This window comes from Streptococcus sp. 79 (genome assembly GCF_013277425.1).
Lineage (GTDB): Bacteria > Bacillota > Bacilli > Lactobacillales > Streptococcaceae > Streptococcus > Streptococcus pseudopneumoniae.
The window spans coordinates 14,406-32,699 of record NZ_VMMW01000027.1; the positions used below are offsets into that span (position 1 = coordinate 14,406).

Annotated in this window: 14 protein-coding genes and 1 pseudogene; 3 read left to right on the plus strand and 12 right to left on the minus strand. The window is 40.6% G+C overall.

Features of this window, described 5'->3' with window-relative positions; genetic code table 11:
* Positions 1 to 202: 202 nt before the first annotated feature.
* Positions 203 to 2,527: a formate C-acetyltransferase gene (gene pflB / locus HT729_RS05670; protein ID WP_000260631.1), complete on the minus strand. Its 2,325-nt coding sequence runs from the start codon at positions 2,525 to 2,527 to the stop codon at positions 203 to 205.
* A gap of 238 nt (positions 2,528 to 2,765) precedes the next feature.
* Between pflB and dinB the strand changes: the two genes are divergently transcribed.
* Positions 2,766 to 3,827 (plus strand): DNA polymerase IV, encoded by a 1,062-nt coding sequence (gene dinB, locus HT729_RS05675; RefSeq protein WP_000904576.1) that lies wholly within the window; start codon positions 2,766 to 2,768, stop codon positions 3,825 to 3,827.
* 146 nt (positions 3,828 to 3,973) lie between these two features.
* Here the strand turns inward: dinB and HT729_RS05680 are convergent, their stop codons facing one another.
* Both HT729_RS05680 and HT729_RS05685 read right to left on the minus strand, forming a co-directional pair.
* Complete coding sequence (locus tag HT729_RS05680; RefSeq protein WP_172925873.1) at positions 3,974 to 4,819, minus strand: undecaprenyl-diphosphate phosphatase; 846 nt, start codon at positions 4,817 to 4,819, stop codon at positions 3,974 to 3,976.
* A gap of 59 nt (positions 4,820 to 4,878) precedes the next feature.
* Positions 4,879 to 6,769, minus strand: a pseudogene (locus HT729_RS05685) (DUF2207 domain-containing protein).
* 137 nt (positions 6,770 to 6,906) lie between these two features.
* Between HT729_RS05685 and HT729_RS05690 the strand changes: the two are divergent.
* Together HT729_RS05690 and HT729_RS05695 are read left to right on the plus strand one after the other, a co-directional pair.
* On the plus strand, positions 6,907 to 8,472 hold the full coding sequence (locus HT729_RS05690) for an ABC transporter substrate-binding protein/permease (RefSeq protein WP_023937414.1): 1,566 nt from the start codon (positions 6,907 to 6,909) through the stop codon (positions 8,470 to 8,472).
* Positions 8,472 to 9,212: an amino acid ABC transporter ATP-binding protein gene (locus HT729_RS05695; RefSeq protein ID WP_000189488.1), complete on the plus strand. Its 741-nt coding sequence runs from the start codon at positions 8,472 to 8,474 to the stop codon at positions 9,210 to 9,212. The genes HT729_RS05690 and HT729_RS05695 overlap by 1 nt, the downstream gene beginning before the upstream one ends.
* A 108-nt stretch (positions 9,213 to 9,320) precedes the next feature.
* On the opposite strand, the gene HT729_RS05700 is transcribed toward HT729_RS05695, so the two are convergent.
* The 9 genes from HT729_RS05700 to rpmB all read right to left on the minus strand — a co-directional run bounded on the left by HT729_RS05700 (position 9,321) and on the right by rpmB (position 17,950).
* Positions 9,321 to 9,536 carry a hypothetical protein gene (locus HT729_RS05700; protein ID WP_001130036.1) on the minus strand — a complete coding sequence of 72 codons (216 nt, stop codon included), beginning with the start codon at positions 9,534 to 9,536 and terminating at the stop codon, positions 9,321 to 9,323.
* 830 nt (positions 9,537 to 10,366) lie between these two features.
* Positions 10,367 to 11,617, minus strand: coding sequence for a threonine ammonia-lyase IlvA (gene ilvA, locus HT729_RS05705; RefSeq protein WP_000952969.1), 1,251 nt, complete (start codon positions 11,615 to 11,617; stop codon positions 10,367 to 10,369).
* Positions 11,618 to 11,667: 50 nt separating this feature from the next.
* Positions 11,668 to 12,024 (minus strand): hypothetical protein, encoded by a 357-nt coding sequence (locus tag HT729_RS05710; protein WP_001027903.1) that lies wholly within the window; start codon positions 12,022 to 12,024, stop codon positions 11,668 to 11,670.
* A gap of 84 nt (positions 12,025 to 12,108) precedes the next feature.
* Positions 12,109 to 13,131: a ketol-acid reductoisomerase gene (gene ilvC, locus HT729_RS05715; RefSeq protein WP_000290683.1), complete on the minus strand. Its 1,023-nt coding sequence runs from the start codon at positions 13,129 to 13,131 to the stop codon at positions 12,109 to 12,111.
* Positions 13,132 to 13,196: 65 nt separating this feature from the next.
* A complete protein-coding gene (gene ilvN, locus HT729_RS05720; protein WP_001253803.1) occupies positions 13,197 to 13,673 on the minus strand; it encodes an acetolactate synthase small subunit in 477 nt (158 codons plus the stop codon).
* Positions 13,666 to 15,366, minus strand: coding sequence for an acetolactate synthase large subunit (locus HT729_RS05725; protein WP_000411733.1), 1,701 nt, complete (start codon positions 15,364 to 15,366; stop codon positions 13,666 to 13,668). The genes ilvN and HT729_RS05725 overlap by 8 nt, the downstream gene beginning before the upstream one ends.
* Positions 15,367 to 15,571: 205 nt before the next feature.
* Positions 15,572 to 17,239, minus strand: a complete 1,668-nt coding sequence (locus HT729_RS05730; RefSeq protein ID WP_172931775.1) for a DAK2 domain-containing protein — start codon at positions 17,237 to 17,239, stop codon at positions 15,572 to 15,574.
* 2 nt (positions 17,240 to 17,241) lie between these two features.
* Positions 17,242 to 17,607, minus strand: coding sequence for an Asp23/Gls24 family envelope stress response protein (locus HT729_RS05735; RefSeq protein WP_000216436.1), 366 nt, complete (start codon positions 17,605 to 17,607; stop codon positions 17,242 to 17,244).
* 154 nt (positions 17,608 to 17,761) lie between these two features.
* Positions 17,762 to 17,950: a 50S ribosomal protein L28 gene (gene rpmB / locus HT729_RS05740; RefSeq protein ID WP_001140948.1), complete on the minus strand. Its 189-nt coding sequence runs from the start codon at positions 17,948 to 17,950 to the stop codon at positions 17,762 to 17,764.
* Positions 17,951 to 18,294: the final 344 nt, after the last annotated feature.

Sequence of the window (18,294 nt, forward strand, 5' to 3'; positions counted from 1 at the left end):
ACAGTGTTTTGAGCAACCTGTGGCTAGCTTCCTAGTTTGCTATTTGATTTTCATTGAGTATCAAATACCTCCCGCAACTCAATAAGTATCTTTGAATCCTGGTCAGACATTTTAGTGCCTGACTCAAGGAATTGAAGATCCCAAGCACAAAACCCTCAGTCGATTGACCGAGGGTTCCTTATTTCATTATTCAAGAACTTGATTAGCTCAATGCATCCAAGGCGTCATCCATTGAAAGAACTTCGTGGAAGACACGTTGTGTCAATTCAGTTTTTTGTTCTGGAGTGAGGTATTTAGTGTTTACACAGTATCCAGAAATACGTACGATAACGTCTTCACCTGACATGATCTTTTCGTAAACATCGTTCAAGTCCATAACGTTCAAGTTAACGTGTTGTCCACCGTTTTCAAAGTAACCATCAAGGATTGTTACCAAGTTATCAACTTGTTCATCACGAGTCTTACCAAGAGCACGTGGAGAAACCTGAGTAGTCAATGAGATACCATCAGCTGCATAACTAAAGTCAAGGCTAGAAAGTGAGTTCAAGTTTTGCAACCATCCACCTTTAGCTTTGTTAGATGGGTTAGCACCTGGTGAGAAGAATTCAAGTTTAGACAAGTTCACAGAACCATCTTCGTTGAGGTATACACCTTTGTGGACTGGTGAGTTACCAGTTTGTTTAGAGTAAGCAACGTTAGATGTGATTGTCAAAAGTGATACAGTAGCTTCTGCGTCTTTGTAAAGTTTGTGGCTACGTAGACGAGTAGTGTAAGCTTCGATCAACCATTCTGCCAATTCGTTTGAACGTGGGTCATCTTCACCCCAACGTGGGTATTCACCGATTGTTTCGTAATCGTAGATATAGCCATTTTCGTCACGGATTGGTTTAACTGTAGCGTACTTAATAGCTGACAATGTGTCAACAGTGTTGGCAAATCCACAGATACCGAATCCCATGTTGGCACGTTGTTTAGTTGGCAAGAAGGCCATTTGAACAGCTTCGTAGTTGTATTTATCAGTCATGTAGTGAATGATGTTCAAGGCATCTACGTAAGTGTCAGTCAACCAGTCAAGAGATTTTTCAAAGTTAGCTTTAACTGATTCAAATTCAAGAACTTCGTCACGGATTGGTTCGATGTCAAATACTTTGTAGTCTTTGTGAACATCGTCGTAACCACCGTTCAAACCAGTAAGAAGGGCTTTCAATACGTTTACACGCGCACCGAAGTACTGGATGTTGTGGCGTTGTTCTTCATTTTCTGGGTCAAGTGGAGACACACAGCATGAGATACAACTCATTTCACCATATCCGTCTTTAGCCATTGTTGTTACACCTTCGTATTGGATAGAAGAGTGTTTGTGGCTCATGTGCATACAGTAGCGGCGGAAGTTGTATGGCAATTTATCAGTCCAAAGAACTGTCAAGTTTGGTTCTGGAGAGTTACCGATGTTGTCAAGAGTGTTCAAGAAACGGTAGTCCATCTTAGTAACACGGTGACGACCGTCGTTACCCATACCAGCCATAGAAGTTGTGATGAAAGTTGGGTCACCTGAGTACAATTGGTCGTAAGCTTTTGTCCGAGCAAATTTAACTGTACGAAGTTTCATAACGAAATCATCAACGAATTCTTGGATTTCTGATTCAGTAAATGTACCACGAGCAAGGTCACGTTCTGCAAAGATGTCCAAAACGATTGGTACACGTCCTAGAGATGTAGCAGCACCGTTGATAACACGGCAGACAGACATGAAGGCGATGTTAACCCATTGGATCGCTTCTTTAACGTTCATCGCTGGTTTGCGAACATCAACTCCGTAAAGGTCACCCAAGCGAACAACTTGTTGCAATGCTTGGTATTGAAGGTTGATTTCTTCACGAAGACGGATTGTTTCTTCATCAATTTCTTCGATTGCATTCCAGTCGTTTACTTTTTCTTGCATCAAGTAGTCTGCACCGTAAAGAGCAAGACGTGCGTAAACACCGATGATACGTCCGCGTGAGTATGCATCTGGAAGACCAGTTACAGTGTGTGCGTGACGTGCGCGACGAATGTTTGAAGTGTAGGCACGGAAGATACCGTCGTTAACTGTTGTTACGTATTTAGTAAAGATTTCGTGAACAGCTGGATCTGGTTCGTATCCATTTTCTTTCAAAGTTGTTTCAGCCATACGGATACCACCTTTTGGCATGAAGTTCAATTTGAAGAGTTCATCGTTTTGGATACCGAAGATAACTTCATTTTCTTTATCGATAAATCCTGCTGGGATATCAGCGATAGATGTTGGACGAGTGTCCATTGGGAAACGAGTTTCTTCGTAGTGAGCCTTCGTTTCTTCTACAATTTTTTTGATGTGAAGTGAACGTTCTGTTGGTCCTGCAAGGAAGCTTTCGTCTCCATCGTAAGGTGTGTAGTTAGCTTGTACGAAGCGTGATACACTTGCTTTTTCTTTCCAATCTACGCCTTTGAAGCCTTCCCAAGCTTTGTCAAAAATATCTTGTGCTTCAACAACTGTTTTAACAACCATGTTAATGTCCTCTTTTTTCTTTCTAGTAACAACCATCTGTTACATTCATGAGACAAGTATACCATACAGTAACCGATTTCAACAAGTGGAAAATCCCTATTTTTACACTTTCTTTTCTAAAACAGTCTATATTTTATTTCAAACTGTATTATATTTTTGAAAAAATAAAGTCCTTTTTTCTTTTTTTCAGAAAAAAGGGTATAATAAAAGAAAATAAGCGGTAAAAAGGGGGCTAGGCATGTTGATTTTTCCTTTGTTAAATGATTTGTCAAGAAAAATCATCCATATTGACATGGATGCCTTTTTTGCTGCGGTGGAAATCAGAGATAATCCTAAACTCAGAGGAAAACCTGTCATTATCGGCAGTGACCCTCGGCAAACAGGTGGGCGGGGAGTCGTTTCTACCTGTAGCTATGAGGCACGAGCTTTTGGTATCCATTCAGCCATGAGCTCTAAGGAAGCCTATGAGCGTTGTCCCCAGGCCGTCTTCATCTCGGGGAATTATGAGAAATACAAAGCTGTGGGACTCCAGATTCGAGCTATCTTTAAGCGCTATACAGATTTAATAGAACCCATGAGCATTGACGAAGCCTATTTGGATGTGACAGAAAATAAACTCGGGATCAAGTCAGCGGTCAAAATTGCTCGCCTCATTCAAGAGGATATCTGGCAAGAACTCCATCTAACTGCTTCTGCTGGCGTTTCTTACAACAAATTCTTGGCTAAAATGGCCAGTGATTATCAAAAACCACATGGTTTGACAGTGATTCTACCTGACCAAGCTGAGGATTTCCTCAAACAAATGGATATTTCCAAGTTTCATGGAGTAGGAAAAAAGACTGTAGAACGTCTTCATCAAATGGGCGTTTTTACTGGCGCTGACCTACTTGAAGTCCCTGAAGTGACCCTAATAGATCGTTTTGGTAGACTGGGTTATGACCTTTATCGAAAGGCTCGTGGCATCCACAATTCCCCAGTCAAATCCAATCGCATCCGTAAGTCAATCGGGAAGGAGAAAACCTATGGGAAGATTCTCCGTGCCGAGGAAGATATCAAAAAAGAGCTGACTCTTCTATCAGAAAGAGTCGCTCTCAATCTCAGTCAACAAGAAAAATCTGGAAAAATTGTCATTTTGAAAATCCGCTACGAGGACTTTTCAACTCTCACTAAACGAAAAAGTCTAGCTCAAAAAACACAGGATGCTAGCCAGATAAGCCAAATAGCCCTACAACTCTATGAAGAATTAAGCGAGAAAGAAAGAGGTGTCCGCCTGCTGGGGATTACCGTGACTGGATTTTGAAACTCAATGAAAATCAAAGAGCAAACTAGGAAGCTAGCCGCAGGCTGCTCAAAACACTGTTTTGAGGTTGCAGATAGAGCTGACGCGGTCTGAAGAGATTTTCAAAGAGTATAAAACCTTGAAGAGCTGCCCCTTCAAGGTTTTTCTTATACAAATAAACGGACAAAACTGTAAAGTAGCAAGACACTACCAAGCACGATGCGGTATTTACCAAAAAGGGTAAAATCGTGTTTTTTCACATAACTTGTCAAAAAGCGAATAGCCACCATGCTGACTGCAAAAGCGACTCCCATCGCAACCAAGAGCAAGAACAATTGTCCAAAGCTCAAGAGCTGTCCTGCTTTCAAAAATTTGAAAATCTTTAAGGCACTAGCTCCAAACATAACAGGAATCCCTAGATAGAAGGTAAATTCTGTCACAACTGAACGACTGGTTCCATTTAACAAACCACCGACGATTGTAGCTCCAGAACGGCTTGTCCCTGGTAAAAGGGCAAGAACTTGGAAGAGTCCGATATAGAAAGCTGTTGTATAAGGAAGCTTGTCCAACTCTGTCACACTTGGCTCGATAGCACGCGCTTTATTACGTTTTTCCAAATAGATAAAGGCAATCCCATAGATAATCAACATGAGAGCAACAGAAACCATGTTATGGAAGTGGGTATCAAACCAATCATCAAACTTAAAGACGGCAAGTAAAGGCAAGGTCGCAATCAAGACCTTCAGCCATAGTCTCCAAGTCTTACGAACTTCCTGCTTGTCCTTAGTCGGTTTGAAAGGATTGAGCTTGTTAAAGTAGATTACCATGACCGCCAAAATCGCACCAAGCTGAATCACGACATTAAACATGGACACAAAGGCTTCGTTTTGATTTTGGTATTGGATAAATTCCTCTGCTAAAATCAAGTGACCTGTACTGGAAATCGGCAACCATTCCGTAATTCCTTCAACAATCCCGAAGAAGATAGATTTTAAAATTTCAATAAGATACATAGATTACTCCTTTTTCTATCTTCCATTATAGCATATTTTTCAATCTATGGCAGTTCTCTTTAAAAGGCACCGATACTTCCACCACCTCCGCCTCCAGAGAAACCACCGCCAGAACTTCCACTTCCAGAAGATACAGAGTAGGTACTTGCTGTATTTGCGACACTGGCATAATGGCTCATTTGCGCGCTTGAATGATAAAACATACTGTGCCAGCCATAAGCTACATAGAGGTTGATATCTGGATTTTCCACTTGAATCTGATGAACCTTCATCAAATGGCTGACCTTGTCCGCATAGCCAAATAAGGTCGCATAGACCAAGAGGCGATTCCAGACCACAATACTTTCCAATTCAGCCTGATCCAATCGCGCAATCTCACGCAACATATTTTCAAAACTGGTCCAGAGATAGTAGACCTCTGCTCCTGCTTCATTTAGGACACCATCACGATTATCTAATCGAAGCTTCCAATAATAGAAAACAGCCAAAACCAAACCTAGAAAACCAAGTATTGGCAAGGGGAGGTAAAGATAGCCATAAACGTCCAAACTGTACAAGAACAAACCAAATCCAATAAATAGGGGCAAGATAGTGGAGAGTCCCATACCCACTTGCAAGGCCTTTTCCCCACCAGTTAAAGGACGATAGTAATCTGGGAGCCCCCAGAAGAAAACCCTGTCTCTGACCCCTTCTTGCATCTCTTTTAATACTGCTTCGAAAGAAGATTTAAGCTGACGCCCCTTTGCTTGAATCCGTTTTTCATCAGAGACTTTTGCTCTACGATAAAGACTATCAGATACCTTGTAATCCGCAAACAAATTGGAAAGAGTTTCTTCTTTTTTGCCTGAAAAAGCCAGATTTAGACAGTCTTTCTCAAAGCTTGACAAACCATCTTCTTTTACTAGCCTCAAACCAACTGCATCTCCTTCTGAAATGATAGAGACATTTCCACGGTCTATCACATCTAGCAAGGTAGCTTGAATAAGTTGGTCAAAGGTGAATTTGCCAGCCCCCTTGACCAAGGGACTCACTTCCTCCAAGGAGGTCGAGTAGACAGCCTCTGATAAAACCATAGGCTCTAATTCCATTGGTGGTTCATAGAGACGATGATTTTTGGCATATTTGACTGAAGGAGTGGTCTTTCTTCTATAGATAAAATAGAAGCAGACACTCAATAACAAGGAGATAGAAAGTATCGAAGGTAAGACCCAAGTAAGGAGTTGTTTACTTTGCTCTTTTTCTTTAACAATCGAGTCTTCTACCTTATTAAATTCTTCTAAATGATTTCCTTTCAATCCCTGATCCCTAGCGCTAGCAAAATCAGTTCGAGGCCAATAGGCATGCAATTCAACTCCACGCTTAGCCGGAAGATTGTCCAAACGAATAGTATAATCAAGGCTACTCTTTTCAATCGTTCCCTCTCTAAAAAGTTTCCCTGTATGGAAAAAGAGTTTTTTCAGCTCCCTTGTCTCCCCTTACATGAAATTCAAACTTGCCAATAGCCCCTGAACTATCTGTTAAAGGTTGCCAATTTAATTCAGCAATGTCATCATATAGGAAAAGCAAATTTTTTAAGTTCCATGTAAGCTCAACTTCAACTGTGTCGCCTTCCTGGCCTGGATTATAGACTCTCACAGTATAACCATTCGCTTCTTCTGTCACTTCGCTCGTAACGTCTGCTAGTTCAGCACCATTTTTCGCAGCCTGAACCTTTGGATGAGGATCAATGTCAAATCCACTAGGCATCTTGCCAGCACGTCCAAGTCCCACGATTTGGCCCTTAAAGTCCTCCTCAAACTGATAAACTATCTTTTGTCTAAATTCTGCCGTATTGTCTGCATGAATATACAAATCCCCTTGGTAAGAGTTTATCTTGAAATCAATGGCGAAAACAGAAAGTGGCAGAAGGCAAAACAAGCCAAACATCAGTAAGAAAAAAGTTTTTTTCATCAACTAAGCCCCCTTTTTATCTTTCTTATCATTATAGCATTTTTTCGTAAGTAAAGGCTTACTTATGTTGAAAAATTACGCATTTTTCGATAAAATAGGAGACAGTTATTTTTTAATAGATTAGAATAGGAGAAATCATGAGAAAAATATACTTATCTATTTTCACAAGTCTCTTGCTGATGCTAGGACTTGTCAATGTTGCTCAAGCCGATGAATATTTACGCATCGGGATGGAAGCAGCATATGCCCCCTTTAACTGGACCCAGGATGATGATAGCAATGGAGCTGTCAAAATCGATGGAACCAACCAGTATGCCAACGGATACGATGTTCAAATCGCCAAGAAAATCGCTAAGGACTTAGGTAAAGAACCTTTGGTTGTTAAAACCAAGTGGGAAGGTCTAGTCCCTGCCCTTACTTCTGGTAAGATTGACATGATTATCGCAGGTATGAGTCCTACTGCCGAGCGTAAACAAGAAATTGCCTTTTCAAGCAGTTACTACACTAGCGAACCAGTTTTGCTTATCAAAAAAGATTCTGCCTACGCAAATGCTAAATCTTTGGATGACTTTAATGGTGCGAAAATCACTTCTCAACAAGGTGTCTACCTCTACGACTTGATTGCACAAATCTTAGGTGCTAAAAAAGAAACAGCTATGGGAGACTTCGCTCAAATGCGCCAAGCTCTTGAGGCTGGTGTCATCGATGCCTATGTTTCTGAACGCCCAGAAGCTCTGACTGCTGAAGCTGCTAACTCTAAGTTCAAGATGGTCCAAGTAGAACCAGGTTTCAAAACTGGGGAAGAAGATACAGCTATCGCCATTGGACTTCGTAAAGATGACAATCGTATTAGCCAAATCAATGCCAGCATCGAAACCATTTCAAAAGATGACCAAGTTGCCTTGATGGATCGTATGATCAAGGAACAACCTGCCGAATCTACAACAACTGAAGAGACTAGCAGTAGTTTCTTCAGCCAAGTCGCTAAAATTCTTTCTGAAAACTGGCAACAACTCTTGCGTGGTGCGGGTGTCACCCTTTTAATCTCTATCGTCGGAACTATCACAGGTCTCATTATTGGACTTGCCATTGGTGTTTTCCGTACTGCTCCTCTCTCTGAAAATAAAGCCATTTATAGCCTACAAAAACTAGTCGGCTGGATCCTCAATGTCTACATTGAAATTTTCCGTGGTACGCCAATGATCGTTCAATCGATGGTTATCTACTATGGAACTGCCCAAGCTTTCGGTATCAACCTTGATCGCACACTGGCTGCTATCTTCATCGTTTCGATTAACACTGGTGCCTACATGACTGAAATCGTCCGTGGTGGTATCCTAGCAGTTGACAAGGGACAATTTGAAGCTGCTACTGCTCTTGGTATGACCCATAACCAAACCATGCGTAAGATTGTCCTGCCTCAGGTTGTCCGTAACATCCTACCTGCAACTGGTAATGAATTTGTCATCAATATCAAAGATACATCTGTATTGAACGTTATCTCTGTTGTCGAACTTTATTTCTCAGGAAATACCGTGGCAACTCAAACCTATCAATACTTCCAGACATTTACAATCATCGCCGTGATTTACTTTGTCCTCACCTTCACCGTAACACGTATCCTACGCTTCATCGAACGCAGAATGGACATGGATACCTATACTACAGGTGCTAACCAAATACAAACGGAGGATTTTAAATAATGACACAAGCAATCCTTGAAATTAAACACCTCAAAAAATCCTATGGCCAAAACGAAGTGCTAAAAGACATTTCACTCACTGTCCACAAGGGAGAGGTAATCTCTATCATCGGAAGCTCTGGAAGCGGGAAATCGACCTTCCTACGCTCCATCAACCTACTTGAAACACCAACTGATGGACAAATCCTTTATCATGGACAAAATGTCCTCGAAAAAGGCTATGACCTCACGCAATACCGTGAAAAGTTGGGGATGGTGTTCCAATCCTTTAACCTCTTTGAAAATCTCAACGTGCTTGAAAACACAATTGTCGCTCAGACAACTGTCCTTAAACGCGAACGCACAGAAGCTGAAAAGACTGCCAAAGAAAACCTAGAAAAAGTCGGCATGGGAGAACGCTACTGGCAAGCGAAGCCAAGACAACTCTCAGGGGGTCAAAAACAACGTGTGGCCATCGCTCGTGCCCTCTCCATGAATCCGGACGCTATTCTCTTTGATGAACCAACATCAGCTCTCGATCCAGAAATGGTTGGAGAAGTCCTCAAAATCATGCAAGATCTGGCTCAGGAAGGCTTGACCATGATTGTCGTAACCCACGAAATGGAATTCGCCCGTGATGTCTCTCACCGTGTTATCTTTATGGATAAGGGTGTGATTGCTGAAGAAGGCAAACCAGAAGATCTCTTCACCAATCCTAAAGAAGACCGTACAAAAGAATTCCTTCAACGCTATCTCAAATAAAAAGAAAAGGCTGCCTCAACCGTGCAGTCTTTTTGCTGTCCTCAAAATGAAAAGGCAGATTCTCTATCTCTACTACTTGAGGGTCAAGAATCCGCCGTTATCCAAAGATTAATCTTCAAATTTTTCATGATTTTTTTCATAGAAATCAATTAGGCCTAGGGCTGTTTCAAATGAAATATTTTTTACTTTTGCACGACCCTGCGCCAGAGCAATGATAGACATTTCACGCGCATTCGTTTCCTTAGAGATACGGTAGCCTGTGATTTTCTTATCACGAACCCAGCCAACAACTGATTCTACTTTTTCAAAGTTTGACTTAGCCATGTTTTTCTCCTATTTTCTTCTTTACAATACTTAATTGTATACGTTTTTACTACTTTTGTCAATAAAAAAACATATATTCAATAAAATAAATGACCCAGAATCTTCTTACTTCCTTTTTAAAGCCGATAATATATAGTTTTCCGCTTACTATAACCCATCAGTATGCTCCTAAAAAACAATTGCATTATTAAACTTTAAATTTGTAAAAATATTCACGTATGCTGAATACCAGTTTCTTAATAGGATAGACAGGATTTACTATTTCATTCTATCTATTCCTTTTAAATCAACAAGCCCACTAAAGATAGTCTTTCACTCCTCACTATCTCTAAATCATTCCGTTTTCTTTCTCCTTCTTTGGTTCCTTTCCTGTCCTTATCTATATCTTATCCATTTCACAACCGGTACTACTTACTTTGTACAATCTTGCATCTTCTGATTACATATCCACTTTCCAGCTAGTCATTTAAAATCAGTATCACTAGCTATTGCATGTCTAGCACTATTGTCTATCTCACGAGTTTTTTCGACCAACTCACCTAGCAGTCATCTCACAAACATTGATTATTTTTTTTGATTCCTATTATATTTAGAGAAATCTCAAATTAGGGATATATACAATTGGGGATTTCAAAAAATTTCCTTATATATAGTAAGTAATTCTGCCGCCTTAATATAAACAGAATCGAAAATAATAGGTGTTATAGTGAGTTGTAGTAGAAATAGCACGATAAGCTTCCTAAAACCATAGGAATCGCCCCCTTTCTTCACTATCATTATAACACCTATACATTAGTTGTGCAAATAATATGATATTTTTTTATTAGTCCTCAGACAAGCATATTATAGAGCGTTTCATTCCCATTTAAGTTAATATAAGCTGGATCAAAACCTTCCATTCGACGAATTAAGCCTGCATAATCATGCTTATCTGCCAAAGCGATCCCAATCAATACTGGACCTGTTCCCTTACTAGCTCGCTTGATATACTCAAAACGGGTGATATCATCATTTGGCCCCAAGATATCATTTACAAACTCACGCAAAGCTCCTGGACGCTGTGGGAAATTGACCACAAAGTAATGTTTGATCCCATCATAAATCAAGGCACGCTCTTCCATTTCTGGCATACGGTTGATATCATTATTCCCTCCAGAAATGATACAACAAATGGTTTTCCCCTTGATATATTCAGCTAAAACCTCTAAAGAGGCGATACTAGCTGCTCCAGCAGGTTCTGCAACAATCCCTTGCTTAGAGTAGAGGTCAATCAAAGTTTCAGAAATCAATCCCTCATCGACACCTACCAAAGTTTGAACATGTTGACGCGTTGCTTCATAGGTCAACTGTCCTACCTTTTGCACAGCAATCCCATCCGCAAATTTGTCAATTTCTTTGAGTTTAACAGGTCCACCAGCTTCAAAAGCAGCTTTCATGGAACGCGCTCCATTAGCCTCTACCCCAATGACTTCAATTTCTGGACTTGTTTCCTTGATATAGGTAGAAACCCCGGCAATGAGACCGCCACCACCAACAGGGACCAAGACAGCATCAAAGTCAATCGATTCTTTTCGAGCTTCTTCTAAAATCTCATAAGCAACTGTTCCTTGACCCGCTTGGACATGAGTATCATCAAAGGGAGCAATAAAGGTACGATTTTCAGAGACTGTAAATTCTTGAGCTGCTTTGGCTGAGGCATCAAAGGTATCTCCAACTAGTTTAATGGTTACAAAATCCCCACCAAAAAAGCGAACCTGACCAATCTTTTGTTGCGGAGTGGTAATGGGCATAAAAATAGTAGCAGGAATTTTCATCTCATTACAAGTATAGGCAACTCCCTGCGCATGATTTCCCGCAGAAGCACAGACTACCCCACGCTCACGTTCTTCCTTGCTGAGCTGAGAAATAGCATAATAGGCACCACGAATTTTAAAGGAACGAACACGCTGGGCATTTTCTTTTTTCAAATAAATCTTAGCACCATACTTCTCCGATAAATAATGGTCGTAATCCAGTGGGGTATTCACAACCACACCATTCAAGACCTTATGAGCCTTGATAATATCTTTTGAACTTAACATATAAAACCTCTTTTTCTATAAAAAACAGTCACTAATGACTGTTTTTTTAGTTATTCATCTCCAAAAACTTCAGCAACACTTTCATGATATTTATGAGCCATACGAATTGAAAACTCTTTAGGAAGTTCATAACGATTTGTGGAAATCCAATCATATAACCATTCTGCCAAACTTTCTTCACTATCATTACGATGGAAGATAAAATAGTTTAAAACTTCTTTATATTCTACATCATTCAAATCCAGCGTGTCTACAAATTGACTACGAGAAACAAAATTAGAATCTAATTTTCTTAGTTGATCTGTCAATTCTCCCAATTGTAAATCCAACTGAAAAAATAATTTTTGCAGTTGCCTATCAGTTTCATCACATCCTGTCTTGATAGAAAACAAATTGGTAATATTCATATGATTTCAACCCCTAAATAAGTATATCTAATATCCCATGAATAGCTGAAGCTACTATTTTAAGCAAAATTCTTTGCTTTCTAATTAGTTATAGATTTTGAATGCATCATCGTCGTTTTTACCAACGAAAGGCATTGCTTTACGCAATTCTGCACCAACTTTTTCAATTTCAAGGTTAGCTGCTTGTTCACGGTAAGCAGTCAATTTTGGACGTCCAGCTTTATAGTCATTTACAAAGTCATTTGCAAATTTACCATTTTGGATGTCTGCCAAGACAGCTTTCATATTTTCTTTAACTTGCTCAGTAATCACACGTGGACCTGATACATAGTCACCGTATTCAGCAGTGTTTGAAATAGATTGACGCATTTTCTTGAATCCACCTTCATAGATCAAGTCAACGATCAATTTCATTTCGTGAAGAACTTCAAAGTAAGCCAATTCTGGAGCGTAACCTGCTTCTGTCAAGACTTCGAAACCTGCTTCGATAAGGGCAGTCAAACCACCACAAAGTACAGCTTGTTCACCAAACAAATCTTCTTCAGTTTCTTCTTTGTATGTTGTTTCAAGAAGACCTACACGAGCTGCTCCAACACCTTTACACCAGTCCATAGCAATGTTTTTCGCATTTCCTGTTGCATCTTGGTATACTGCGTAAAGAGCTGGTACACCAAATCCTTCTTCGTAAGTACGGCGTACCAAGTGCCCTGGTCCTTTAGGAGCACACATAAAGACATCTACATCCGCAGGAACTTTGATAAATTCGAAGTGAATGTTGAAACCATGAGCAAATCCAACTGCATTCCCAGCTTCCAAGTTTGGAGCGATTTCCGCTTCGTACAATTCTTGTTGGATTTCGTCTGGTGCCAAAATCATGATAACATCAGCCAATTTAGTTGCTTCTGCTACTGTGTAAGTGTCAAATCCATCTTCTTTTGCTTTGTCAAAAGATTTACCTGGACGTACACCGATGATGACATCGCGACCTGAGTCACGCAAGTTTTGAGCATGCGCATGTCCTTGTGAACCATAACCGATAACGGCGATTTTTTTACCGTCAAGTGCTGCTACTTTAACATCTTTTTCGTATTCCATTTGAACTGCCATAGTTTTTCTCTCTTTTCTATCATTTATTGCCTTTTAGGCTGGTTTAACAAATTTAAGTTGGATTTTTAGTCACGGGTAAATCCAGTTGCACCCGTTCGAGCAATATTGCGAATACCGTATGGTCGAATGACTCGTAATAGAGCTTCACTCTTTTCAGCATTTCCTGTCATCTGAATGGTAATCGAGCTTGGCGCTACGTCTACCACTGTTGCACGGAAAGGTTGAATAATCGCTAGAATCTCAGCTCGCTTCTCAGCTGGCGCTGACATCTTAACCAAAATCACCTCGCGCTCCAAATGAGGCTTGTCTGTAATATCACGAATGCGAATCACATCAATCTGACGATTGAGTTGCTTGATAATTTGCTCCACTTCATCATGAGAAGCAACATCAATAATAATGGTGATACGCGATACATTCGGATCTTCTGTTGCTCCAACAGAGATGCTTTCAATATTAACCTGACGACGAGATAAGACACCTGTAAAGCGATTGAGGACTCCTGAACGATTTTGTAGTTTTGCTGTTAACATTCTACGCATGGAACTTCACCCCCAACATCTCATGATTACTCTTACCAGCCGGTACCATTGGTAACACCTGTTCCTTACGAGAAATATCTACCTCAATTAGCATAGGAACATGCTCAGTGATGACTTCAAGGTCTTGAGCCAAGGTCTCAGGATTGTCAAACTTATAGTTTTTAATACCATAAGCCTGCGCCATCAATTGGAAATCAGGAAGGGTATCAAAGACCGACTCTGATGTTCTTCCTTCATAGAAGGATTCCTGCCACTGGCGAACCATTCCAAGTGAATGATTGTTCAGCATAACCACCTTGATTGGCACTTTGTAAATATTCAAAATAGCCAACTCCTGGTTGGTCATTTGGAAACCACCATCCCCAACAAACAAGACTACTTCCTTATCTGGGTTAGCAATTTTAGCCCCGATTGCTGCTGGAATTCCGAATCCCATGGTTCCTAAACCACCTGAAGTCACTAACTGACGTTCATTTTGGTAGGGATAATACTGGGCTGTCCACATTTGGTGTTGACCAACATCTGTTACCACAATGGCATCTCCATTCGTCAATTCACCAATGCGTTCAATAACTGCTTGCGGTTGAACCACACGCTCTTTCTTATCATAAGAACGAACACGGTTCTTGTCTTTAGTAACTTTCTCAATCCATTTCTCAGTATTGTTATGAACTGTCGGTTCTGCTAGCAACATTTGCAAGGCTTTCTTAGCATCTCCAACTACAGGAATATCTGCACTGATAATCTTGCCAATCTCGGCTGGGTCAATATCAATATGGGCAACCTTAGAATTCTTAGCAAAAGTCTTTGGATTTCCTGTCAAACGGTCATCAAAACGAGAGCCAATACTAATCATAAAGTCCGTCTCTGTCATGGCAATATTCGCTGCGAAAGAACCGTGCATCCCCCCCATTCCAAGGAAGAGTGGGTGAGTCGTTGCAATTGTTCCTTGACCTAAGAGAGTTGTTACGACTGGAATTTGATAGCGTTCTGCAAATTCATTTAATTCTGCCGCAGCCTCAGCATAACTAATTCCACCACCAGCTAACAAGACTGGCTTTTTAGCCTTGGACAATTGCTTCAAGATTTTCTTGATTTGCATATCATTTGGCTCAAGAGTCGGCTGATAGCTTGGTAGGTTCACTTCTGGTGAATAGATGAAGTCTGTTTCTAAAGCAGATACGTCTTTAGGTAGGTCAATTACGACTGGCCCTGGTCGACCTGTAGTTGCGATATGGACAGCTTCCGTAATGATACGCGGAATATCAGCTGTCTCACGAACTTGGTAATTGTACTTAGTGATTGGCATGGTAATTCCCACGATGTCTGCCTCCTGAAAGGCATCCTTCCCAATCCCTGCTCGCCCTACCTGACCTGTAAAGACCAAAAGGGGAACACTATCGCTCATGGCATCCGCAATCCCTGTAATGGCATTTGTTGCTCCCGGTCCGCTAGTAACGACGGCAACACCCAACTTTCCAGTTGATTTAGCATAACCTTCAGCTTCATGCAGACAACCTTGCTCATGGCGTCCTAGAATGTGGTGAATACCTTTAAAATTATATATCGCATCATAAAAAGGCAAGACTGCACCACCAGGATAACCAAAGATGGTATCAATTCCTAAATCACGAAGTGTTTCCAAAACTAGGTCCGAACCCGTCTTAGGAGATTCTAAACTGATTTTCTCCATTGTTCCCCTTTCTTTCCTCTTAAAAATAACTTGTTACTATCATACCATTTTTTAAAAAATTTTCAAGAGAAAAGAAGAAATTTTCTGAATTTTCTATTTTAACGTTTATTTATGAATGTTATTTTTGTTTTTATTAAAAAGATACCGTTTTCATTTACTAAAAAAGAAAAAAGAACTGATTTCTCAGTCCTTCATTAATCGGCTCTTATTCCACACTAAATAGATAGGGGTAAACAGGTTGTTGACCTTGGTGGATTTCAACTTCAAGATCCTCAAATTCTTCTGCGATTTCTTGAGCGATTTCATTGGCAAGTTCTTCGCTTCCGTCTTCACCGACATAGAAGGTTACGATTTCACTGTCTTCATCCAACATATGTTTCAAAGTTTCTGCCAAGGTTTGGTGCATGTCAGGGTTTGACACGAGGATTTTCCCATCCACCATACCTAGATTATCGTTTTCATGGATTTCTAAACCATCGATCGTTGTATCACGCACGGCTGTTGTGACGCTTCCGCTAACGACATCGCTAAGAGCAGCTGTCATACGCTCTTGGTTTTCTTCAATGGACTTGCTTGAATCAAAGGCAAGAAGACTTGTCAAACCTTGAGGAAGAGTGCGAGCCTCTACCACTACTGCTGGTTGCTCCAAAACTTCTGCCGCAGATTGAGCTGCCATGAAGATATTCTTGTTATTTGGCAGGAAGATGATGTTACGGGCATTGACCTGTTCAACAGCCTTGATAAAGTCTTCTGTTGAAGGGTTCATGGTTTGACCGCCTTCGATAACATAATCCACACCTTGAGAACGGAAGATATCTGCTAGACCTTTACCAGCCACCACAGCAATCAAAGCATACTCTTTTTCTTCAGCTGGCTTGCTAACTTGGGCAGTTTCTTTCTCAATCTGTGCTTCGTGTTGGTTACGCATATTGTCAACTTTTACCTTGACCAAGCTACCATATTTTAGACCTTCTTGCATGACAAGTCCTGGATCTTCTGTATGGACATGGACTTTGACGATTTCATCATCATTGACAACGAGGAGAGAATCTCCAAGTTCATTCAAGTAGTTACGGAATTCATCGTAGTCAAAATCTTTGGCATAGGTTGGACCTTGCTTAAGAGCTACCATGATTTCAGTACAGTAACCAAAGTTGATATCCTCAGTCGCCACATGACCAGCCACAGACTTGTGGTGCTCTGCATTGATCATTTCACTCATATTGGCAGGAGTCGCTACAAAGTCCTCAGATTCAATATATTCACCAGTAAGGGCAGAAAGGAAACCTTCGTAGATAAAGACCAATCCTTGACCACCTGAGTCCACAACGCCAACTTCCTTCAATACTGGAAGCATGTCTGGCGTTTTAGTTAGAGCTGTTTTAGCACCTTCCAAGGCTGCGCGCATGACTTCAACAGCATCATCTGTTTGCTCAGCTTTTTTCTTAGCACCGATAGCAGCCCCACGAGAAACTGTCAAAATCGTTCCTTCAACTGGTTTCATCACTGCCTTATAGGCAACTTCAACACCTGATTGGAAGGCAAGGGCCAAGTCTTGACCTGTTAACTCGTCTTTATCCTTGATGGCTTGTGAAAATCCACGGAAAAGCTGAGACATAATAACTCCTGAGTTCCCACGCGCACCCATCAAAAGCCCTTTAGCAAGAATGCTCGCTACCTCTCCAACTGTAGAAGCTGGCTTGTCTGCAACTTCTTTAGCTCCATTTTCGATGGTCATCCCCATGTTTGTTCCAGTATCTCCATCTGGAACAGGGAAGACGTTTAATGAATTGACATATTCAGCTTGCTTATTCAAGCGAGTTGATGCAGCCTGCACCATTTCTTGAAATAAGCTAGTAGTAATTTTTGACACGGTTATTCTCCTACAACTTTGATATTTTGAATGTAGACATTTACAGTCTGAGCAGTAATTCCAAGCTGGTTTTCCAAGCTAAAGGCAACACGCTCTTGAATGTTTTTTGACACTTCACTAATCTTTGTTCCGTAGCTTAACACGGTATACACATCAACTGCAATGCTTCCATCTTCGGCTGCCTTTACGACGACACCTTTGGAATAATTTTCCTTACCTAGAAGGGCTTGGAAATTATCTTTGAGGGCATTTTTACTAGCCATACCGACCACACCAAAAATTTCAGTTGCTGCTCCACCTACGACGGTTGCAATCACTTCATCTGTTAGTTCGATTTGACCATCTTTTGTATTAATTTTTACAGTCATCCTTTTTACCTCAACTAGTTGATACTCTATTTTATCATATTTCAGCCCAAGTGTAAAAGCAGAATACTGTATCAGCGGATATTTACTCTGCTTTTAAAATGATTTTTTCACTATGTCAAAAGAAAAAGACCCTGAGGTCTCCTTGCTTTTATTATTAAACGCGTTCAACTTTACCTGATTTCAAAGCGCGAGCTGAAGCCCAAACTTTTTTAGGTTTACCATCGATAAGAACAGTAACTTTTTGAAGGTTTGGTTTTACGGCACGTTTTGTTTGGTTCATCGCGTGTGAACGGTTGTTTCCTGATACAGTCTTACGACCTGTAAAGTAACATACTTTAGCCATTGTGTTTTCCTCCTATTAAATCTAATATAGCGGATGTGCTAGCACTACATACCGTACTATGTTATCACACTTTCTTCATTTTTGCAAGGGAATTGGAAGATTTTTTTATTTATTGTGATTCGAATGTGATATTGAAAGTTCTATAATGAAGTTAGCCACCCAGCCCTCCTAAAAATTAGATGTTTTAACTAGCTTATAGCTAGCCCTCGATTTCATTTGATAAGAGGCTTGATGCTGTTAGGCTGACAAGCCAAGGCTAAGATTAGCTTTGGTTTAGCTGACAAAACTGCTTCAAGGGTTCCTCTTGTCAAATGAAAGCTCTTCTAGGCATAAGAAAACACCTC